This window comes from Parabacteroides sp. ZJ-118 (assembly GCF_011038785.1).
Lineage (GTDB): Bacteria > Bacteroidota > Bacteroidia > Bacteroidales > Tannerellaceae > Parabacteroides.
This window is the reverse complement of the sequence record NZ_JAAKDT010000050.1, coordinates 1-20,365: the sequence shown is the minus strand read 5'-3', so window position 1 is coordinate 20,365 and position 20,365 is coordinate 1. Positions and strand designations below refer to the sequence as shown.

26 protein-coding genes are annotated in these 20,365 nt (G+C 41.0%); 25 read left to right on the top strand and 1 reads right to left on the bottom strand.

Features of this window, described 5'->3' with window-relative positions; translation table 11 throughout:
* Positions 1–154: 154 nt before the first annotated feature.
* Entirely contained in the window at positions 155–367 is a 213-nt protein-coding gene (locus G7Y39_RS13930) for a PT domain-containing protein (RefSeq protein ID WP_165157674.1), read from the bottom strand.
* 320 nt (positions 368–687) lie between these two features.
* On the opposite strand from G7Y39_RS13930, the gene G7Y39_RS13810 reads away from it, so the two are divergent.
* From G7Y39_RS13810 to G7Y39_RS11770, 25 genes are all read left to right on the top strand, one after another.
* On the top strand, positions 688–819 hold the full coding sequence (locus G7Y39_RS13810; RefSeq protein ID WP_255453021.1) for a hypothetical protein: 132 nt from the start codon (positions 688–690) through the stop codon (positions 817–819).
* A 9-nt stretch (positions 820–828) separates the two neighbouring features.
* The gene (locus G7Y39_RS11885; protein ID WP_165157673.1) at positions 829–1,038 is read left to right on the top strand and encodes a hypothetical protein; all 210 of its coding nucleotides are present in this window, start codon (positions 829–831) and stop codon (positions 1,036–1,038) included.
* Between the two features lie 58 nt (positions 1,039–1,096).
* The gene (locus G7Y39_RS11880; RefSeq protein WP_165157672.1) at positions 1,097–1,378 is read left to right on the top strand and encodes a hypothetical protein; all 282 of its coding nucleotides are present in this window, start codon (positions 1,097–1,099) and stop codon (positions 1,376–1,378) included.
* The gene (locus G7Y39_RS11875; RefSeq protein WP_165157671.1) at positions 1,356–1,727 is read left to right on the top strand and encodes a transposase; all 372 of its coding nucleotides are present in this window, start codon (positions 1,356–1,358) and stop codon (positions 1,725–1,727) included. The genes G7Y39_RS11880 and G7Y39_RS11875 overlap by 23 nt, the downstream gene beginning before the upstream one ends.
* Positions 1,728–2,203: 476 nt before the next feature.
* The gene (locus G7Y39_RS11870) at positions 2,204–3,343 is read left to right on the top strand and encodes a dTDP-glucose 4,6-dehydratase (protein WP_165157670.1); all 1,140 of its coding nucleotides are present in this window, start codon (positions 2,204–2,206) and stop codon (positions 3,341–3,343) included.
* Positions 3,344–3,351: 8 nt separating this feature from the next.
* On the top strand, positions 3,352–3,771 hold the full coding sequence (locus G7Y39_RS11865; protein WP_165157669.1) for an FdtA/QdtA family cupin domain-containing protein: 420 nt from the start codon (positions 3,352–3,354) through the stop codon (positions 3,769–3,771).
* Positions 3,749–4,174, top strand: a complete 426-nt coding sequence (locus G7Y39_RS11860) for an FdtA/QdtA family cupin domain-containing protein (protein WP_165157668.1) — start codon at positions 3,749–3,751, stop codon at positions 4,172–4,174. The genes G7Y39_RS11865 and G7Y39_RS11860 overlap by 23 nt, the downstream gene beginning before the upstream one ends.
* Positions 4,161–4,706, top strand: a complete 546-nt coding sequence (locus tag G7Y39_RS11855; RefSeq protein WP_165157667.1) for a hypothetical protein — start codon at positions 4,161–4,163, stop codon at positions 4,704–4,706. The genes G7Y39_RS11860 and G7Y39_RS11855 overlap by 14 nt, the downstream gene beginning before the upstream one ends.
* Position 4,707: 1 nt before the next feature.
* Complete coding sequence (locus G7Y39_RS11850) at positions 4,708–4,935, top strand: acyl carrier protein (protein WP_165157666.1); 228 nt, start codon at positions 4,708–4,710, stop codon at positions 4,933–4,935.
* A gap of 1 nt (position 4,936) precedes the next feature.
* Entirely contained in the window at positions 4,937–5,683 is a 747-nt protein-coding gene (locus G7Y39_RS11845; RefSeq protein WP_165157665.1) for an SDR family NAD(P)-dependent oxidoreductase, read from the top strand.
* An 18-nt stretch (positions 5,684–5,701) separates the two neighbouring features.
* Positions 5,702–6,706, top strand: coding sequence for a 3-oxoacyl-ACP synthase III family protein (locus tag G7Y39_RS11840; protein ID WP_165157664.1), 1,005 nt, complete (start codon positions 5,702–5,704; stop codon positions 6,704–6,706).
* A gap of 1 nt (position 6,707) precedes the next feature.
* Positions 6,708–7,808, top strand: coding sequence for a DegT/DnrJ/EryC1/StrS aminotransferase family protein (locus G7Y39_RS11835; protein ID WP_165157663.1), 1,101 nt, complete (start codon positions 6,708–6,710; stop codon positions 7,806–7,808).
* Positions 7,799–9,100, top strand: coding sequence for an O-antigen translocase (locus tag G7Y39_RS11830; RefSeq protein ID WP_165157662.1), 1,302 nt, complete (start codon positions 7,799–7,801; stop codon positions 9,098–9,100). Before G7Y39_RS11835 ends, G7Y39_RS11830 begins: the two co-directional genes overlap by 10 nt.
* Before the next feature lie 14 nt (positions 9,101–9,114).
* On the top strand, positions 9,115–10,062 hold the full coding sequence (locus G7Y39_RS11825) for a glycosyltransferase (RefSeq protein ID WP_165157661.1): 948 nt from the start codon (positions 9,115–9,117) through the stop codon (positions 10,060–10,062).
* Between the two features lie 108 nt (positions 10,063–10,170).
* Positions 10,171–10,812: a DapH/DapD/GlmU-related protein gene (locus G7Y39_RS11820; RefSeq protein ID WP_165157660.1), complete on the top strand. Its 642-nt coding sequence runs from the start codon at positions 10,171–10,173 to the stop codon at positions 10,810–10,812.
* A 25-nt stretch (positions 10,813–10,837) separates the two neighbouring features.
* Positions 10,838–11,944 carry a hypothetical protein gene (locus G7Y39_RS11815; protein WP_165157659.1) on the top strand — a complete coding sequence of 369 codons (1,107 nt, stop codon included), beginning with the start codon at positions 10,838–10,840 and terminating at the stop codon, positions 11,942–11,944.
* A gap of 85 nt (positions 11,945–12,029) precedes the next feature.
* Complete coding sequence (locus G7Y39_RS11810; RefSeq protein WP_165157658.1) at positions 12,030–13,199, top strand: glycoside hydrolase family 99-like domain-containing protein; 1,170 nt, start codon at positions 12,030–12,032, stop codon at positions 13,197–13,199.
* A 4-nt stretch (positions 13,200–13,203) separates the two neighbouring features.
* Positions 13,204–14,358: a glycosyltransferase family 4 protein gene (locus G7Y39_RS11805; RefSeq protein WP_165157657.1), complete on the top strand. Its 1,155-nt coding sequence runs from the start codon at positions 13,204–13,206 to the stop codon at positions 14,356–14,358.
* Positions 14,355–14,984, top strand: a complete 630-nt coding sequence (locus G7Y39_RS11800) for an acetyltransferase (protein ID WP_165157656.1) — start codon at positions 14,355–14,357, stop codon at positions 14,982–14,984. Before G7Y39_RS11805 ends, G7Y39_RS11800 begins: the two co-directional genes overlap by 4 nt.
* Positions 14,984–15,727, top strand: a complete 744-nt coding sequence (locus tag G7Y39_RS11795) for an SDR family NAD(P)-dependent oxidoreductase (protein ID WP_165157675.1) — start codon at positions 14,984–14,986, stop codon at positions 15,725–15,727. The genes G7Y39_RS11800 and G7Y39_RS11795 overlap by 1 nt, the downstream gene beginning before the upstream one ends.
* A 23-nt stretch (positions 15,728–15,750) precedes the next feature.
* Positions 15,751–17,142 (top strand): AMP-binding protein, encoded by a 1,392-nt coding sequence (locus G7Y39_RS11790; RefSeq protein ID WP_165157655.1) that lies wholly within the window; start codon positions 15,751–15,753, stop codon positions 17,140–17,142.
* A 2-nt stretch (positions 17,143–17,144) separates the two neighbouring features.
* Positions 17,145–17,384 carry an acyl carrier protein gene (locus G7Y39_RS11785; protein ID WP_165157654.1) on the top strand — a complete coding sequence of 80 codons (240 nt, stop codon included), beginning with the start codon at positions 17,145–17,147 and terminating at the stop codon, positions 17,382–17,384.
* A 532-nt stretch (positions 17,385–17,916) separates the two neighbouring features.
* Positions 17,917–18,492: a sugar transferase gene (locus G7Y39_RS11780; RefSeq protein ID WP_165157653.1), complete on the top strand. Its 576-nt coding sequence runs from the start codon at positions 17,917–17,919 to the stop codon at positions 18,490–18,492.
* On the top strand, positions 18,489–19,484 hold the full coding sequence (locus tag G7Y39_RS11775) for a formyltransferase family protein (RefSeq protein WP_165157652.1): 996 nt from the start codon (positions 18,489–18,491) through the stop codon (positions 19,482–19,484). The genes G7Y39_RS11780 and G7Y39_RS11775 overlap by 4 nt, the downstream gene beginning before the upstream one ends.
* A complete protein-coding gene (locus tag G7Y39_RS11770) occupies positions 19,474–20,154 on the top strand; it encodes a PIG-L deacetylase family protein (RefSeq protein ID WP_165157651.1) in 681 nt (226 codons plus the stop codon). The genes G7Y39_RS11775 and G7Y39_RS11770 overlap by 11 nt, the downstream gene beginning before the upstream one ends.
* Positions 20,155–20,365 lie beyond the last annotated feature (211 nt).

Here is a 20,365-nt window from a genome sequence, read left to right as displayed (position 1 = left end):
CATTGGATGAGTGGATCGGTTTCTTGAAGACGGGCGAGATCCCGTCGGGCGCTACGGCTCCCGGCTTGGCGGAGGCTCGGGAATGCCTTCGGGTGGACTCTTTGGACGTGGCGGATCGGAATGATTATATCCGTCATATGGAGAATCTCCGTTATCAACGGAGTGTGTTGGATACGAGTAGAGACGAAGGCTGGGCGGAAGGTCGTGCGGAGGGCCGTGCGGAAGGTCGTGCGGAAGGTCGTGCGGAAGGTCGTGCGGAAGGTCTTGAGGAAGGCCGTGCGGAAGGCCGTGCGGAGGGCCGTGCGGAGGGCCGAGAAAAGCGTAACAAGGAGATAGCCCGTAATATGCTGAAGCAGGGACTGCCCATTGATACGATTGTGGCTTGCACGGGTCTTACCAGAGACTCTATAGAAAAGTTGTGAGGGTGGTGGGCTATCTTTTGAGAAGGTCATGCTTACCAACACGCCCCCAACGCGACGAAGGCTGAGCAAAAAAGTAGGTTAGGAGACTTGCGCCACGCACCTAAGATACTTTACCAACGTACCTAAGATACTTGGGGAATGGACCTAAGATACTTTTTATACGAAACCAAAGCCTAATCGCGTGACGGGTAAACCACCGTTGTAGCGTAAGGCAGGTTCCTTGATTCTCTCTACTTTCGCCTCTGCGAATCAAAACACAATTCATATGGAGACGAAAGAATACTTTGAGAAAGTGATGCAAGACTACAATCAGCACCGTACCGGTCGCAGCCTGAGAAAGTACTGCAAGGGTGAAGGGGTTGACTATGCTTGGCTCATAGAGTACAACATAAACTAATCATTTGATATGGATGCACGATCAGAGATTGAACGGTTGAAAACCCTTGTTGCCGCGATTGAGCGTTATACAGCCCAAGTGAATGCCTATGCGGACAGTCTCGCGTTGGAGTGTGAGCGCAAGGAGAAGGAAGCTTCCGAGTTAAGGAAACAGGTTGCCGCATTGAAAGAAGACCTGAAATCCAATTATGGTATAAATATTTGTGAATCGGATAATTGATAACTTTTATTAACTCTTTGGAGTTACCTGATTCGCGGAATTTCGGTATCTTTATACTATGAAAAAGGAAGATAACAGGGACATACAATTCCGCCATTTGGTGATGGAAAACGTCAGGCTCACGAACGAGAACGCACGTTTGAGGGCCCATGTCGACTTCCTTACGGAGGAGAACAGGTCCATCGAGGATGAAACCCGCGAAGAGTACAAGGCTGAGATCGAACATTGGAAATCCCTGTACGAATCTGTGCTGCAATCTGTCAAGGAGGCCAATGAGCGTGCGGACCGGTTCGAACAGTCTTCCAAGGGTAAGCAACGTGGATTACAAGAGCGTCATTGACTTGATACGTCACCGGCAGTTTAACCATAACAGTGACGCCTCCCGTTTCCTCAATGGCGAGCTTGACCCGGACGATCGCATCGAGATGCACAACAACGCCATAGAGCGTATGTTCCGGTACATCGCCATCGGCAGGCGCAACTGGTTGCATACCGGCAGCCACTTCGCGGCCGAAAACATGGCTTTCATGTATTCGTTGCTTGAAAGCTGCAAGCTCAACGCTGTAAATTTCGGAGAGTACATCGAGGATATACTCACCCGGTTGATGAAGGGTGAGAAAGCGGATGCGTCTTTCCTTCCCAATAAATACGTTCCCCGTCCAAAACAGGGACAGGAGAAAGCTGCCTGACAGGGCAAAACATGAAATCAAAAAGTTTTTTACTTTATCATGGACGTAACTTGTTGGTTGACAAGAGTACGCTGTAGTGGTGGTTTACATTCTTTTGTAAACCACCCATAGGGCGTATGGCAGGCAGAATGCAAACTTCTACTTTTGTTTCCGTTTTAAAAATCAACAGAAATGGAAAGCAAAGAATATTTTGAGAAGGTCATGCAGGATTACAATCGGGAAGTCACTCTTCCCTGATCGGGGAATAGTCTCTTCCCTTATCAGGGAAAGGTGGTTTCCCCGGTAAGGGAAATCATTTCTACCCATCCGGGGAGTTGCTCAGCCACACAAATGGCAACCCCTGACCCTGTAATCTGATGTTTAAATCCAACATAATTCTTGAAACTTAATAAAAAACAGCCTCTTTAGCTCCTTAACGGGTCTAGAGTGACTGCTTACCTTTGAAAGTTTCGCTAAAAAAATAAATAAACAGAATCATGTCAAAACGGAATATAGTAATCACCGGTGGAGCTGGCTTCATCGGCTCTCATGTTGTACGTCTGTTTGTAAACAAATATCCCGAGTACAATATGATCAATTTGGATAAGTTGACGTATGCTGGCAACTTGGAAAACTTGAGGGATATCGAGGATAAGCCCAATTACAAGTTCGTGAAGATGGATATTTGCGATTTTGAGGCGTTTTATAAACTGATGCAAGAGGAACGAATTGATGGTATTATCCATTTGGCTGCGGAAAGCCATGTGGATCGGAGTATCAAGGATCCGTTCACTTTCGCTCGAACGAATGTGATGGGAACCCTTTCCTTGTTACAAGCAGCCAAATTATATTGGGAATTACTACCCGAAAAATATGCGGGCAAGATGTTTTATCATATCTCGACGGATGAGGTCTATGGTGCGTTAACCATGAGTCACCCGGAGGGAATAGAACCGCCGTTTACCACTACCGCTTCCTCGGGTGGACATCACCATGCTTACGGAAAGGATTTCTTTTATGAGGATACCAAGTATGACCCACATAGCCCATACTCCGCGAGTAAGGCGAGCAGTGACCATTTTGTTCGTGCGTTCCATGATACCTACGGGATGCCGACTATCGTGACTAATTGTAGCAACAATTATGGTCCGTATCAGTTTCCGGAGAAGCTGATCCCCTTATTCGTTAACAATATTCGCCATCGTAAACCCCTTCCGGTTTACGGCAAAGGCGAGAATGTGCGTGATTGGTTGTTCGTGGAGGATCATGCTCGTGCCATTGATTTGATATTTCATCAGGGTAAGGTCGCGGATACCTATAACATAGGGGGCTTCAACGAGTGGAAGAACATCGACCTCATCAAGGTGGTCATTCGTACCGTAGACCGTTTGTTGGGACGTAGGGAAGGAGAGGACATGGATCTCATCACTTATGTAAGCGATCGTTTGGGACATGATGCCCGGTATGCCATCGATTCCACCAAGCTGCAGAAAGAACTGGGGTGGGAACCTTTATACCAATTTGAAGAGGGTATTGAAAAGACTGTGAGATGGTATTTGGAGAATCAGGAATGGATGGACAACATAACGAGTGGGGAGTATGAGAGGTATTATGATTCCATGTACAACGATAGGTGAGAAAATATATGGATAACAAGCCGATAATAATAGAGCTACCCAAGTTCTTAGATAAGCGAGGTAATCTTTCCTTTGTGGAGGAATTCCGGCATGTACCATTCAAAATCGTACGTAGCTATTGGATATACGATGTGCCGGGAGGAGAAGTGCGTGGAGGTCATGCCTATAAAAAGAATGAGGAGTTTATCATCGCATTGTCGGGTAGTTTCGAGGTTCATATTGATGATGGAATACATCAACAGACATTCCTATTGAATCGATCCTATTACGGACTTTATGTGCCGAAAGGGGCTTGGAGGGAAATGGTCAATTTCTCAACAAACTCATTGGCTTTGGTACTAGCGTCCACTCCATATAATGTGGATGATTATATACACGATTATCAAGAATTTAAAAAATATATCCATGCGGACATCCAGTGTTTATGATTGTACGATGATCGAGCTTGATAAACATCATAGCGACCGTAAGGGAAACTTGACGGTGGTAGAGAATCTAAAGACTGTTCCATTTGACGTGCGTCGTACTTACTATCTGTATGATGTTCCTGGTGGCGAGAGTCGTGGTGGTCATGCGCATAAGGAGCTCAGCCAGTTGATTATTGCTGCAAGCGGTAGTTTTACGGTTACATTGGATGACGGGAATGTGAAACGTACTTTCCATTTGAACCGTCCTTATCAAGGACTTTATATCGTTCCGGGCATATGGCGTACGTTGGATGATTTTTCTTCGGGTTCCGTGTGCTTGGTCTTGGCCTCGCAGGGGTATGATGAGGATGATTACATCCGGGATTATAACGATTTTATCACATATAAACATGAAATTGAATAAAGATTTCACTTTTTATCGTTATGGCATAGACGTACGGTTGGCAAATGAAGACGATTCGGAGTTTCTTTTATCTCTTCGTACGAATGAAAAACTCTCCCGTTTTATCCATCCGACAGACAATGATCTAGAAAAACAACGCAAGTGGATGAGGGATTACAAGAAACGTGAAGTGGAAGGTTTGGATTACTATTTTATCTATAGCTTTGAAAATATTCCCTTTGCCGCCAACCGTATCTATGATATAAACGAAACATGCGCTACAGGTGGCAGCTGGGTTTGCAAACCCGGTACTGAGGCTGAATGCTCTGTATCTTCTTTGCTGATCATGCGAGATGTTATGTTTGAGATATTGGGGTTGGATTATGACAAATTCGATGTTCGTAAAGGCAATAAACAAGTACAGAAGATCCACAAAATGATGGGAGCGGAAAAAGTTGGGGAAACCGACTTGGATTACTTATACTCTTTGTTCAAAGAAGATTACTTTGTACGTAGAAACTCAATCATTGAATTACTAAATTTGACAATATAACATGGAATTACAAGATTTTATTAAAAATTTTGCTGAGCAGTTTGATGAAACGGATGCTTCTGAAATCCAATCAGATACTTGTTTCCAAGAGTTGGAAGAGTGGTCATCATTAGTTGCCATGTCTGTGATCGCTTTTGTAAAGACACAATACAATAAAGCGGTGACCGGGAAAGAAATTCGTTCTTGTGACACTGTTGAGGAGTTGTATTCTTTGATTGCTTCTAAGTAAAATGACTGAGGAATTTAGCCCGTTTTCTCTTTTAGGCAAGAAGGTCTTGGTCACAGGAGCTTCCTCCGGCATAGGTCGTGCCATAGCAATTTGTTGTGCGAAGATGGGGGCAGAAGTATATCTGCAAGGGCGTAATGAAAAACGGCTGCAAGAAACCCTCTCGCTGCTTTCTGATCGTAACCACCGGATTATTGCGGGTGACCTGACTATTGATGAGCATCGGGTTTCAATAGTCAATCAACTGCCGATGTTAGATGGCGTAGTCCATTGTGCGGGCATAGGCCATCGTAAAGTCTGCAAACAGATTGACCGGGTGGATGTGGAAGAAGTGATGGAAGTTAATTTTGGGGCTCCGGTTCTACTTCAGTCTACTTTACTGTCTCAAAAAAAGATCAAGAAATCGGCTTCTATAGTTTTTGTAGCCTCTAGGGCTGCCTCTTCTCCCAGTATTGGCAATGCGGTATATAGTGCCTCCAAAGGAGCGATTATCTCTTATGCCAAATGTTTGGCTTTGGAGTTAGCTCCACGATTGATACGGGTGAATTGTATTTGTCCGGCCATGGTTTGGACTGATTTAATCTTGCAAGGGGGGATTTCCAAAGAGGAATTAGAACAAGCACAACTTAATTATCCGTTGAAACGCTATGGTACTCCCGATGATGTAGCCTATTTAACTGTCTATCTCTTGTCGAACGTTTCTTCTTGGATGACCGGAACTTGTGTTGATATCACGGGGGGGGGCGAGTAACTTATAACCATATTTTGAATGAAGGCATATATAAAAGGCATTTCCTATTATTTGCCGGAGCGGGTTGTGACCAATGATGATCTGGTTCGAGAGTTTCCGGAGTGGAGTGTGGAAAAAGTGGCTGCCAAGGTAGGGGTGTATAGCCGTCATCTTGCAGCGAAAGAAGAAACGGCCGGCGATATGGCCGAGAAAGCGGCAAGGTCATTATTTCAGGAATATAATATCGATCCGAAAGAGATTGATTTCTTGCTACTATGTACCCAAAGTCCTGATTACTTTTTGCCTTCTACCTCTTGCGTCTTACAGCATCGTTTAGGTATTTCCTCTACCAGCGGTGCATTTGATTATAACTTAGGCTGTTCGGGATGTATTTATGGGCTTGCCGTAGCGAAAGGACTCATTATGGGCAACATTGCCAAAAATGTATTGATATTGACCTCGGAGACCTATAACAAGTACCTTCACCCAACGGATAAGAGCAATCGTTCCATTTTCGGTGATGGGGCTGCCGCTTGTTTAGTCTCTACAGAGGGATTAGCTGAAATTGGCGAGTTCGTTTTGGGAACTGATGGCAGTGGGGCTGAGGATCTAATTGTTAAGACAGGTGGATCTCGTCATAAGGAACAAACAGGCGTAAGCGAAATTGATGAAGAAGGCCATGCAAGATATGATGATTATCTGTACATGAACGGGGGAGCTATATTCAACTTTACACTCGAGGTCGTTCCTACATTGATACAACAGATTTTGGAAAAGAATCAGGTGCGGAAAGATGAAATAGACTATTACGTTTTCCACCAAGCCAATAAGTTTATGTTAAATACAATCCGCAAGGTTTGCGCCATTTCTAAAGATAAATTCTACATCAATATGGAAGAGACTGGCAATACTGTTTCTTCTACGGTAATGATCGGTTTAAAAGACGCTTTAGAGAAAGAACTCATTACTTCCGCTAATCAGGTTATGATTACTGGTTTCGGAGTGGGATTGAGCTATGGTGGTTGTATCTTAAGAATTGAATAAGATGATAAAGTTTTTAGATTTACAAAAGGTCACTCAGAAATACAGTGGGGAGATCCATGATGCCGTTAGCCGTGTGATAGATAGCGGCTGGTACTTACAGGGCGAGGAGAATGATCAATTCGAGAAGCGTTATTCAGAGTTTATCGGTTGTAAGTACACGATAGGTTGCGCCAATGGCCTTGATGCCTTGATCTGGATTTTTCGCGCCTATGTGGAGATGGGGGTGATGCGACCGGGTGATGAGGTGATCGTGCCGGCTAATACCTATATAGCTACGATTTTGGCAATAACAGAAAATGGCTTGAAGCCGATTTTGGTAGAACCGAAACTCAATACGCTTGAGATTGATGAAGACTTGATAGAAGAGGTCATTACGCCAAGAACCAAGGCTATAGTCATTGTCCATTTGTATGGACGTATCGCTTATACGGAGAAAATCGGAGCGTTATGCAAGAAATACAATTTGAAGTTGGTGGAAGACAATGCGCAGGCACATGGTTGCATGTTTAAGGGACGGAAGACTGGCTCATTGGGAGACGCTGCAGGTCATAGCTTTTATCCGGGTAAGAATTTAGGAGCGTTAGGTGATGGCGGTGCGGTGACGACGAATGATGAGGAACTGGCGGTAGCCATCCGGGCGTTGGCTAATTATGGAAGCCAAAAGAAATACGTGTTTAAATATATGGGGCGTAATAGCCGTTTGGATGAAATCCAAGCGGCCGTGCTGGACGTGAAGCTAAAATACTTAGAGGAAGACAACGCTCACAGAAAGATGATCGGGAAATATTATATAGATCATATAAACAATCCGCATATCTATCTTCCGAATACGCTTCCTGAAGAGCAAAATGTATTTCATCTTTTTCCGGTATTTTGCGAAAGACGGGATGAACTCCAAGCTTATTTAACCCGGAATGGGGTAGGTACGGTTATACATTATCCGATTCCTCCTCATAAGCAGGAATGTTATAAGCAATGGAATGAGCTGTCATTCCCGATAACAGAACGAATAGCCTCGCAAGAATTGAGTTTGCCCATAAGTCCTGTATTGACAATAGAGGAGGCGGCTTATGTGGTAAATGTGTTGAATAAATGGGAATAGTTCATAAAATTCTCTCTTTCAGCCAGCGGACATTGAGGGCGGACATCGTAAAGGTCTTTTCCTTTACGGCCATGTCTACCGTGGTAAAGATGCTTACGGGGCTGATTAGCGTTAAAGTGGTAGCTTCGATAATTGGCCCTTCCGGGGTGGCATTGGTAGGACAATTGAATAATTTCGCTACGATAGCGATGTCATTAGCCAGTGGAGGTATCAATAACGGTATCACCAAATACGTGGCTGAATACAAAGAGAATGAGGAGAGAATCAAGGACTGCTTATCGACGGCGTTGCGGATCACGTCCGTTTGTTCATTACTTGTTGGTGTTTTTCTGGTTCTCTTCAACTCTTATCTAAGCAAGGTCATCTTATTATCACCGGATTATAATTATGTTTTTATCATATTTGGTTTTACAATCCTGCTGTATGCTTTAAACCTAATGTTAATCTCGATTCTTAACGGGTTTAAGGAATTTAAGAGGTATGTAAAGATTAATATCGCCAATAGTGTAGTAGGCTTGATTTTCACGTTGTCATTCGTTTTTGTTTTAAGATTGCCCGGCGCTTTGATCAGTGCCGTGACCTATCAAAGCGTTATGTTCTTTATTACGCTTTGGATGATGCGGGAATTACCTTGGTTTACATGGGGCAATTTTAAGCGGAAGATAAACGGTGCCTTGTCGAGGAAATATATGCACTATACTTTGATGACGCTTACTACGGCGGCAACGCTACCGGTGTCCCAAATGTTGTTGAGGGGGTATGTGATTTCAGAGATATCACCCATAGAAGCAGGTTGGTGGGAAGGCATGAACCGGATCTCTCACATGTATCTGATGGTGATTACAAGTTCGTTTTCTGTTTATTATTTACCGCGCCTTTCGGAATTGAAGGATCCTGTTGAGATCAAGCGGGAAATAGTGAAGGCTTACAAAGTGATCGTTCCGATGTTGTTGGTCGCTTTTACTTTGGTTTACCTGCTGCGTACGGTCGTGATCCGTATCCTTTTCACGCCGGAGTTCTTGCCGATGGAGAATCTGTTCTTTTGGCAATTGACCGGAGATTTTTTTAAGATATGTAGTTGGCTGTTCTCCTTCTTGATGGTCGCTAAATCTATGACAAAAGCATTTGTATCAACAGAAGTCTTGTTTGCTTTGAGCTTTGTGGCGTTGGGATTCTTGTTCATGCGAATGAATGGTGTGGTAGGAATCAATCAGGCGTACTTGCTGAATTATGTGGTGTATTTGATTTGTATGATAGTTGTTTTTAGGAAAATAATTTTTATAAGTAAATAATAAAATACGTTAAGATGAATAGCTTTAGTCCGCTGGTGTCTGTGATTGTTATGACGTATAATTCGGCAAAATATATTATTGATACTCTTGAAAGTGTAAAAAATCAAAGTTATTTAAATATAGAGTTGATAGTTAGCGATGATTGCTCAACAGATGATACTTGTTCCTTGGTGAAAAACTGGATGTTAATAAATGGTAAAAAGTTTATTAGGGCTGTTTTGAAAGAATCTGCTGTAAACACAGGAGTTTCCATTAATGTAAATCGTGGAGCAAAATGCGCCAAAGGAGATTGGATAAAATTTGTGGCTGGTGATGATATTCTTCTTCCAAATTCAATAGAAAGTTATGTTAAATATATTGTAAATCATCCTCAGTGTAATGTTTGTTTTGCAAAGTTGTATTTTTTTGGTGATGACAAGCGATATGTAGATGACCAGAGGTCTAAATATGAGCAATTTTATTATCCTTTTATAAATGCGGATTATGAAACACAGTTTAAGGAGATACAATATAGATTATTTGTCCCTGGTCCTGGTTTGTTCATTCGGAAATCTCTTTATGAAGAAGTAGGAGGCCTTGATGAAAGATTTCCTTTTGCTGATGAATATCCTTTTACTTATAGAATATTAGAAAGTGGCAATAAAATCTTTTTTATAGATGAAGAACTTTATGGCTATCAAATAAGAAAAAACTCTTTGTGTAGAACTGAGTTAGGAATGGATATACGTGTGTTTAATGATGCTTATAGATACATTAAGAATATCCATATAAAGAAAATGTTACTATATGGTTTTCCTTTCATGGCGTTGCATATTTTAATAAGATACTTTAGACAATCATTGTGTTATAATAAATCGTTTAAATTGATTTACAAATTTTCCGTTTTGCTGTATTTTTTTTCTCCTTTTTCATACAAATTGTTTTGGAATAAGATGGTGATTAGAAACCGATCAAAATCGTAGTAAAATGGAAACATCAGAGAAGACAAAGAATCCAAGTTTTAGCAGGATGTCTGTAGTCTCCAAACCACAAGTTGTCCGAAAACTAGTAAACCACCAATAGAGATAAAGATGATTAAAAGTTTTGTTCGCTCAGTTTTATTGCGTATAGGCTGTCTAATGTCTTATATGTGTCCTTATTCTTATGTTTTTTTACTAAATCGTTTTTTAGGGCGTTTATTATACACTGGGTGGGTTTGTCGTGAATTTAATTCGTTTGGAAGTAATTCTTATATAATGCCTTTCTTGTCAGAATTGAAAGGAGCTAATTATATTTCGATAGGAGAAAGATCTGTAATCCGTCCAAGAGTTACATTGACAGCTTATGATACTTATAAGGGGCAATTATTTCATCCGGAAATAACAATTGGTAATAATTGTTCGATAGGAGAAGGTTCTCATATTACTGCTATTAATTCTATAAAATTCGGGAATAATGTTCGCTTGGGTAAGAATATTTTGATTACGGATAATTCTCACGGTGAGTCTGTGAGAGAATTGTTAAATACGGCACCTAATTTCAGACCTTTGTATAGTAAAGGTCCTGTTGTTATTGATGATAATGTTTGGATAGGTGAAAAATCTTCAATAATGCCTGGAGTTCATATTGGGAAAGGCGTTATTGTGGCCGCTAATTCAGTAGTCACAAAAGATGTACCCCCTTATTGTGTTGTGGCTGGTGTTCCAGCTAAAGTGGTGAAAGAAATGGGGTAAGTTGATAAGATAAAAGGTTTTGCAAATGCGTAAATACGCTCAATATATATTCCTTTTTGGGATAATTTTATCTTCAGAGTTATACTTCTTTTGGGGATTAGAAGTTGGTAAGTATGGGCAGTTAATATGTGCAATATCGGCTTTGATTCTATCCGGTATGAAGGTTGAAGAAAAGAGTTTTACTTCTTGCTTGTTGTTTTTTCTTTTCTATTTATATGCTTCTTTATATGTATTAGATCTTAATCTATTGGGTAGATTATTCTCTTTTTTGCCATTTTTTGTCTTCTTCTTGAAGAAGAGAGATGTACAGAAGATTTATACTCTATACCAAGATTTTTTTGTATATACGATAACGATTTCATTGGCTGTCTATTTTTTAGTGATATGGATGCAATTTGATTTGCCTTATTCTGTAATAGAACCTTTGAATAAAGTAAAAACATATAATTATCTAGCCTACCCGTTTTGTGTGATTCCGGATGAGAGCTATTTCTCTCATTTCCGTTTTTGTGGTTGTTATGATGAACCAGGTGTAGTAGGTACTATTGCCGGGGTTATGCTCGTTACGAACCGATGGGATATGCGTAATTGGAAGAATATAGTTTTGTTGATAAGTGGAATTTTTAGTTTTTCCTTATATTTCTATCTGCTCCAATTCTTGTATTTTCTGTTTTATGCGAGACTAAGATATAAAATAGTAGCTTCCTTTCTTCTGATAGGTTTATTTTTCTATTTGCAGAATGATGAGTTAGTCAATGAGTTCCTTCTCGCTCGTTTGGATTTTTCAGGCGGAGATTTTTCAGGCGATAATCGTACAACAGCTCTCTTTGATAGTTGGTATAGGGATTTTTTGTTCACGACGGATTTTTGGATAGGATGTGGAAAAGGTATGGCAAACATAGTAGATTTGGGTGGTGCTTCTTATAAACATCTAATAGTGGATTATGGTTTTATCATGTTTGCTATTTATATGTTCTCATTTCTTTATCTTATCTGGAGGAACCATTCTGTGTCTAAAAAATTCTTGATTATATCTATTGTGTTTTTTTCTTTGATTTATCAACGACCATTTATTTTTATTTATTTGTATTTGTTTTTGTTAGTATCTCCTATATATGTATTAAAAGAATGAGAACGTTTTTTTGTAATTAATAGGTGTCTTCTTTCGGCATAGAACTAATATCAATAAAATATTTTGTTTTTCAGTAATAGATTTTATGAGACAAGAAAATCGAAAAGCTCGTGTTATAGCCTTTTATCTTCCTCAATTTCATCCTATACCGGAAAATGATAAGTGGTGGGGTAAGGGATTCACAGAATGGACGAATGTAGGAAAAGCTAAGCCCTTGTTTAAAGGGCATTATCAGCCACGTGTGCCTGCTGATCTGGGATATTATGATCTTCGGATGCCGGAGGTACGTGAGGCTCAGGCGGAGATGGCTCGTGAAGCAGGAATCGAGGGATTCTGTTATTGGCATTATTGGTTTGGCAATGGGAAGCAATTGTTAGAGCGTCCTTTCAATGAGGTTTTAGCAAGTGGGAAACCGGACTTCCCTTTTTGTTTGGGGTGGGCTAATCATAGTTGGACTAACAAATCCTGGGATGTTGGGACTCGTAAGGTGAAAGAGTCTGTTTTAATGGAGATGGTCTATAATGAAGAAGAATATATTAAACATTTCTATGATGTTCTTCCGGCTTTTAAAGATAAACGTTATATTACTGTAGATGGGAAGCCTCTGTTTTTGGTTTTTAGACCTCTTGAGATTCCTTATCCAAATCGTTTTATTGAACTTTGGCAATCTCTTGCTATCAAGAATGGGTTTAAAGGTGTTTATTTTGTTGGTATCGCACATAATATGCTTCCACAGGAACGAAATATATTAAATATTCTATTAAAAAATGCACCAAACAAAGCAGCTACTTATTATAAGACTATTTTAAATGCTGGTTATGATGCTGTTAATTCCCGTGGCTATAATAGGGCTGATTATTATTCTAGATCTTTAAACGATGTGATTTGGCGTGGTATCTGTATGCGTTTCTTTAAGTATGCTCCAATTTCTAAATGTGACCAAAAGATGATTAATAAATATCTTTATACAGAGGAAGATTGTTGGGAGAATGTATTTCCAACTTTGTTGCCTAATTGGGATAGAACTGCTCGCAGTGGAGCAAAAGCAAGGATTTATACAGGCAGTACGCCAAAGGTGTTTAGTCAGCAATTATATAAAGTTTTAGACTTATTATCAAGGAAGAAGAAGGAGCATCAGATAGCTTTTTTAATGTCGTGGAACGAATGGGCTGAAGGTAATTATGTAGAGCCTGATTTAAAATATGGTCATGGATATTTGGATGTCTTACGAGAATGTATTATAGAAAACAAATAAGTTTATGTTTATTGCATTGATATCTCGAGGTGTCCCTTCAAAACGTGATCCTCAATGGGGTTGTTTTGAAAAGGATCAAGCGGAAGCTCTTGTGGCAATCGGACATAAGGTTGTCGTGATTAGTGTGGATAGCCGTTTCCGGTTCTATTGGAGGAAACCAGGTATTTCTCATTATCGTTTGAATGACATTGATTATTATGATTGTTTTTGGATACCTGGGATTATCACCCGTATATTATTGGGAAAAAGAGGTGATTTTTCAATTAAAAGAATGCAGCTTAAGAGGTTGTTTAATCGAGTGATTCGGGAACATGGCCTACCGGATGTGCTTTATTCTCATTATTTGACAAACTCTTATGTTGCGCTTACTTTGAAGAAAAAGTACAGTTTACCTTTGGTCGCAATTGAGCATTGGAGTCAGCTTAATAAGGATGTTTTGTCTGATTATGTTGTTTGGTTAGGGCAATCAACGTATTCCAAATGTGATGCGATTATTTCCGTCTCAGAATCTTTAAGACAACGTTTACTTCAACATTTTCAGACAAATAGTATCGTGATTCATAATATGGTAGGGACGGAATTTTGTGGACGCTATTCTAATGGTGGTTCGTATGATAAGGTTCGTTTTGTCTCAACGGGGAGCCTACTTTATGGTAAAGGATATGACTTGTTAATCTCTGCTTTTGATCGGATCAAACTTCCTTTGGATAAATGGGAGTTGGTTATTATAGGCGAAGGTAAGGAGCGTGCAAATTTGGAGCGGCAGATAGACCGGGTAGGATTGAAGAATAATATTCATTTGTTAGGAAGAAAAGGGAAAAAGGAGATTAGCACTATATTATGTAATAGTGATGTTTTTGTGTTGCCATCGCGTAGTGAGAATTTTTCAGTGGCAGTTTTAGAAGCTTTGTGCGTAGGACTACCTGTAATTGCTTCTATATGTGGAGGAATTAGGGAGTGTGTGGATGTTTCTAATGGTTCGCTTTTCCCTGTTGATGATGTTGAGGCACTTTCTTCTGCGATAAAAGATATGTATGAGAATTGTCATCGATATGATCACAAGATAATCGCAGAGGAAAGTCACGCTCGATTTTCTCCAAATGTAATAGCTGCTCAATTAACTAACGTATTTCAAGATGTAATTGAAAATAGAATATGAAAAATTTAATTGTCATAGGTGCGGGTGGTATGGGACGAACAATGTTTGATATGGCTCGTGAGTCTGTGGGATATAATACAGAATTTATCATTAAAGGCTTTATTGATGATAATGTTCATGCTCTAGACAATTTTTATAATTATCCTCAAATACTTGGGCGTATCATAGATTATCAACCACAGGATGATGAAGCCTTCATTTGTTCTATAGGAGGGGAATACCGCAAGATATGTATGAATTCCATATTAAAACGGAGGGGAACGTTTATTTCGCTCATTCATAATACGGCAAGGATTGGATCTAATGTAAAATTGGGTAAAGGAAACATGATAGGTGCTTTTACGACTGTTGCTGCTGATGCTCAAATTGGGGATTACAATTTTATTCAATCTTATTCGATAATTGGGCATGACGTGAAGATCGGTGATTGGAATCGTATCGACTCACAAGTGATGATAGTTGGAGCTACTACGATTGGAAACCGGAATATGATCCATACAGGAACAATGATAAATCACAATGTGCATATAGGTTCTGATTGTATTATTGGGGCATGCTCGTTTGTGACGATGGATGTTGAGTCAGGTTCAACATTGTTTTCTTCACCTGCAAGAAGATTAAAATGATGAATGAATTTCTGAAAGATAAAGTTTGTGTCGTAACAGGTGCGGCTCAAGGTATAGGTAAATCTATTGCTTTGAGAATGCTGGAAGATGGTGCCATAGTATATGGATGTGATCGTTTATCAGATTCCATGTGTGAGATGGAATTTGAGAATGAAAGATTTCATGCACTATACTTTGACATAACAGATGCGCAAGCAACCAAAGAGTCCATGATGCGAGTAAAAAAAGAACAAGGCCGTATAGATGCACTGGTAAACAATGCGGGTGTGGTGTTTAATAAGAAAATCGGCATGATTGTTCGACCGGAAACTGAACTGATGTTCCGGGTAAATGTGATTGCGGTCATAGAAATGGTGCAGTTGGTATCTCGTTTGATGGCTCGTAATGGCGGTGGGTCTATTGTGAATATCGCATCTGTTACGGCTGTATTGGGTTCACCGGGGCAATCCGCTTATTCTGCAACCAAGGGGGCGATCATATCTTTCACCAAGTCTGCCGCCAAGGAGCTGGCATCTCAGGGAATTCGTGTGAATGCGGTAGCTCCGGGCATAGTGAAAACCGAACGATTCGAGGAATTGTATGAAGCTTCCGGTGACAAGATTGATGCCCGAATAGGACGCATTGCGCTCGGTAGGCTTGGAACACCCGAAGATGTGGCTAATGCTTGCTGTTTCCTTGCTTCCGACAATGCCTCCTATATCTCGGGTCAGATTCTTGGAGTAGACGGTTGCGCCTCGATATGATCATTCATAATTCACAATTCATAATGCGTAATTATAAAAAATTACTTGGCATCAGTTTGCGTAATCCTGAAGCGGTCGCCGCCATTGATTCCTACGGCAAAAAACTTTCTTATGGTGAGATTATCGAATTGAGCGATCATATTGAACACAATATTTGCCCACGTTCACTATTCTTCATTTTGACGAAGAATAATGTCGGAGGAGTCGCATGGGTAATGGCGACAATTCTTTCCGGTAATGTGCCATTGATACTCAGTGCCAATATTGAGCCGCAGTTGCTGGAGAATCTTATCGACACGTATCATCCGCAATATATCTGTAAACCGTCGGATGTCACTGATGGCATTTTAGGATATAAGATAACTGCCACAGGTGAGGATAAATGTGAGATGCACAGCGAACTCAGCCACCTCCTTCCCACCTCTGGCTCTACAGGAAGCCCGAAGCTTGTGCGTCATAAATATGACAACATCGAGGCTGCAGGGCTGAATATCTCCACCTTCTTCCGATTGACGGAAGCTGATCGTCCGTTGATGGTGCTACCTCTCCATTACACAATGGGGTTATCGATGGTTTTCAGCCATCTGAAAGTCGGCGCCACAATTCTGATTACTGACCTGAGCATGACTGACGCCCGCTTTTGGAAATTTATCAAGGAGGAGAAAGCCACAAGCTTCACCGGCGTGCCGTTCAGTTATGAGATTCTCGACAAGATGCGCTTCACGCGCATGAATCTACCCGACCTCACATTGCTCACCCAGGGCGGCGGAAAGATGCCGGCAGAGCTGAATCTAAAATTCGTGGAATACTGTTGCGACAATGGAAAGCGTTGGGTGGCGACCTATGGTCAGTCGGAGGGTACAGCTCGCATGGCGTGGCTTCCTGAAGAATATGCACTTTCAAAAATGGGGAGTATCGGCATAGCTGTTCCGAACGGCAAGCTATCGCTGCGTGATGCCGAAGGACGTGAAATTAAAGAGTCGCCTGCGACCGGCGAGATGTGCTATGCAGGCAGAAATGTAACTATGGGTTATGCTAGATGCCCGGAGGATTTGGTACTTGGTGATGAACGGAACGGATTCCTCTCCACCGGCGACATTGCTTACCGTGACGAGGATGGTTTTTACTACATCAAAGGGCGTATGAGTAGATTCCTTAAAATTTTCGGTAATCGCGTAGGACTTGATGAATGTGACCGAATAGTCACTACGGCTGTTAATTGCCAATGTGCTTGTACCGGCAATGACAATCGGCTCATTATCTACCTCACCGACATTAGCAAGGCGGTTAGAGCAAAGGCGGCCATAGTGGAGGCAGTGCATCTTCCGGCAAACGTGATTGAAGTCCGCATTATTGAGGAGCTGCCTAAAAACGAGACCGGCAAAATTCTTTTCAGCAAACTAAATAATAAATAAATATGACAAACTTGGAAAAATACAACAATGTGTTCATTGAGGTGTTTGGTGTTGATGCATCAGCTCTTTGTGATGATTTCAGTAAAGAGACCGTAGATCAGTGGGACTCGGTTCACCAACTTAATCTCGTGACCCTTGCCGAGGAAACTTTCGACATCATGCTTGATCCGGAAGACATCATGGGCTTTACTTCCTATGCGGAAGGCAAGCAAATATTATCAAAACAAGATATTGAGCTTTAGGATATGAGAAAGTGGCTTTGGAGAATGTATACTCAATTATATCCTTGGTATCTTTGTAAAGTGTACCACATGGATATTGGTGCAGGGTGTCGTATAGCATTGAGGGTTCAACTTGATAAATCGATAAATCCTCGTGGAATTCATATAGGGAACAATACCTGGCTGTTGAGAGATTCTATGGTTTTAGCCCATGACCATTTTAGTGCTTACAGTCCATCAACACACCCCCAATGCGACGAAGGCTGAGCAAAAAAAGATATGTTAGGAGACTTGCGCCACGCACCTAAGATACTTTGCCAACGCACCTAAGATACTTGGGGGATGGATCTAAGATACTTTTTATACGAGACTTTGGTCCGTCGTTAAGAAAGCGGCATGGATGCCGACATATCAAAACTAACCCAGACTGTCGCCTGATAGTTAAAGGAAGTAAAATCTGTATTTTATTAAAACCAGCCTATATGGTTGTCCCATTGATAAACAGTGGACACGCTCTATTGGTGGTTTATGTATTTAATTTTTGTGTTTTGTTATGTACTTGGTAATTAAGCGTTTCTTTGACTTTTTCATTTCATTCGCTACCTTGTTGTTTTTATTCCCTCTTTTAATCGTAGTCGCTGTTTTAATAAAGCTGGATTCGAGAGGCCCTATCTTTTATTTGCAGAACAGAGTAGGTAAAAATGGACATCTTTTTAGGGTATATAAGTTCCGTACAATGACAAATAAACGGAGAGATCCGAATGCTAAGCAAACTTTCTTGGATGATCCTGATATTACAAGAATGGGTGGTTTTCTAAGACGTTTCAAAATTGATGAGTTACCTCAAATATGGAATGTGTTTGTCGGGGATATGTCATTGGTCGGACCCCGCCCAGCTTTGCCCGGTTTATATGAAAAGTATGGAGAGTTAGCAAATAAGCGGTGCAGTGTTAGACCTGGAATGACAGGTTGGGCGCAAGTTAATGGCAATATTTATCTTCCATGGGAAAAGCGTTTGCGTTTGGATAGTGAGTATGTTGATAGAGTGTCGTTCCCGCTAGATTTGAGGATTCTTATTAAGACTGTAGCGATTGTTTTGTTTGGAGAAGAAAAATATATTAAGAAATGAGGGTCGGGTTAATAGGTAGTGTTGGCAGTAGTTTACTGACATTGCAAAAGTTGGTAGAACATTCATTTAATGTTGTTGGAGTTTGGGGGTATGAGCCGTGCTCGACTATAAATGTAAGTGGCTATTGCTCGATGCGTAGGTTTGCGGAAGAGAATCATCTTTCTTATCATCCTTTCATAAAAATAAATTCTGATGATATTAAGTCGCAAATTAGGAACGCTTCGGTCGATATTCTTTTTGTGGTCGGTGTCTCTCAGTTGGTTGATGAGGATATGATAAGATTACCTCGATTAGGTTGCGTGGGATTTCATCCAACGAGGTTGCCGAAAGGACGTGGCCGGGCTCCCATGGCTTGGCTGATATTAGACAAGGGAGAAGGTGCGGCTACTTTTTTTAAAATAGATACAAAGGCTGATGAAGGGGATATTTTTGTGCAGGAGCCTTTTCCCATAGAGGAAGATGATGATGTCGCTTCTATTGGCATGAAGCTGAAAGAGGCTATGGTACGGGCTTTGGATCGTTGGCTCCCTTCTTTGTCTTCCGTTGGATTAAAAGGGGTTCCTCAAGACAGGGAGGCTGCTACTTTCTATGCTAGGCGGGCTCCTTTGGATGGTTGTATAGATTGGTCGGACACGGCGAGAGATATTGATCGTTTGATAAAGGCTAGTACATCGCCTCATCCAGGGGCTTTCTCTTTTTATGGTAATTATAAGGTTCTGATATGGAAATCTAATTATTATGCTTCCGGCTATGCGAAAGGTGTTATTGGCCGTGTCGTGAATTTCAATAATGATAATCCTGTTGTTCAAACAGTTGATGGCTATGTTGAATTGGTGAAATATGACATGGTCGATTATTTGGATAGACCTGTTGATGAGCATTTGATTATAGGTTCTAGATTAGGTTATTATGATCAATATGAGATTTTTCGCTTGCGGAATGAGATAGAAATGATAAAGCAAGATTTAGCGTTGTTGAAAGATGAGAAATAATGTTTTGTTTATCGCGCCTCATGCGGATGATGAGATATTGGGGTGTGGGGCAACTATTTACAAGATGATACAAGAAGGTCATAACGTGTATGTGCTGATTATGACGAATGCCAGTAAATCTGATCCAAATATTTTTCCCGAAAAAGGTATTCAGCGTGTTAGGACAGAGGCGTTGGAGGCTCATCGTTTACTGGGTGTAAAACAGACTTTTTTCTTTGATTTCCCGGCTCCTGCATTAGATCAATATCCAGGTTATATCATGTCTCGTGAAGTTTCAAAATGTATATCCGAGAATCAAATAGATACAGTGTTTATGCCCCATAGGGGAGATATACATAAAGATCATCGGATGGTCTTTGACAGTGTATTAGTCGCTTGTCGTCCTGTTGGAGATTATACGGTTAAGCGAGTTTATACCTATGAAACGTTATCTGAGACTGAATGGGCTGCGCCTTATGCGAATGATGCTTTTATTCCCACAGTATTCATTCCTTGTTGTCAGGATGGAATGAAAATGAAATTGAGGGCGATGGAGTGTTATCAATCTCAACTAAGGCGGTTCCCCGGTTCTCGTTCTTTGGAGGCTTTGGAAGCTTTGGCGAAGTATAGAGGTGCCACAATTAGCGTAGAAAGAGCTGAGGCTTTTATGCTGATCCGAAGTATTTGGTAAAATGCAGTAGTGCTTAAATTCGTCTCGCCATCGTAGATGACTGAGGCTGATTGGACATTGGGGATGACTTCGGATGCCCGCTTCGTAAGCGTCCAAGCACAGCCTGAGTAAAACCGACTACATTCGCGGCTGTAACATTAATCTTGATAAATTATGTATTACAGCAACGAAGATTTTGAAAACTTTTACATTCGCTACAAGGCGGAGGGTC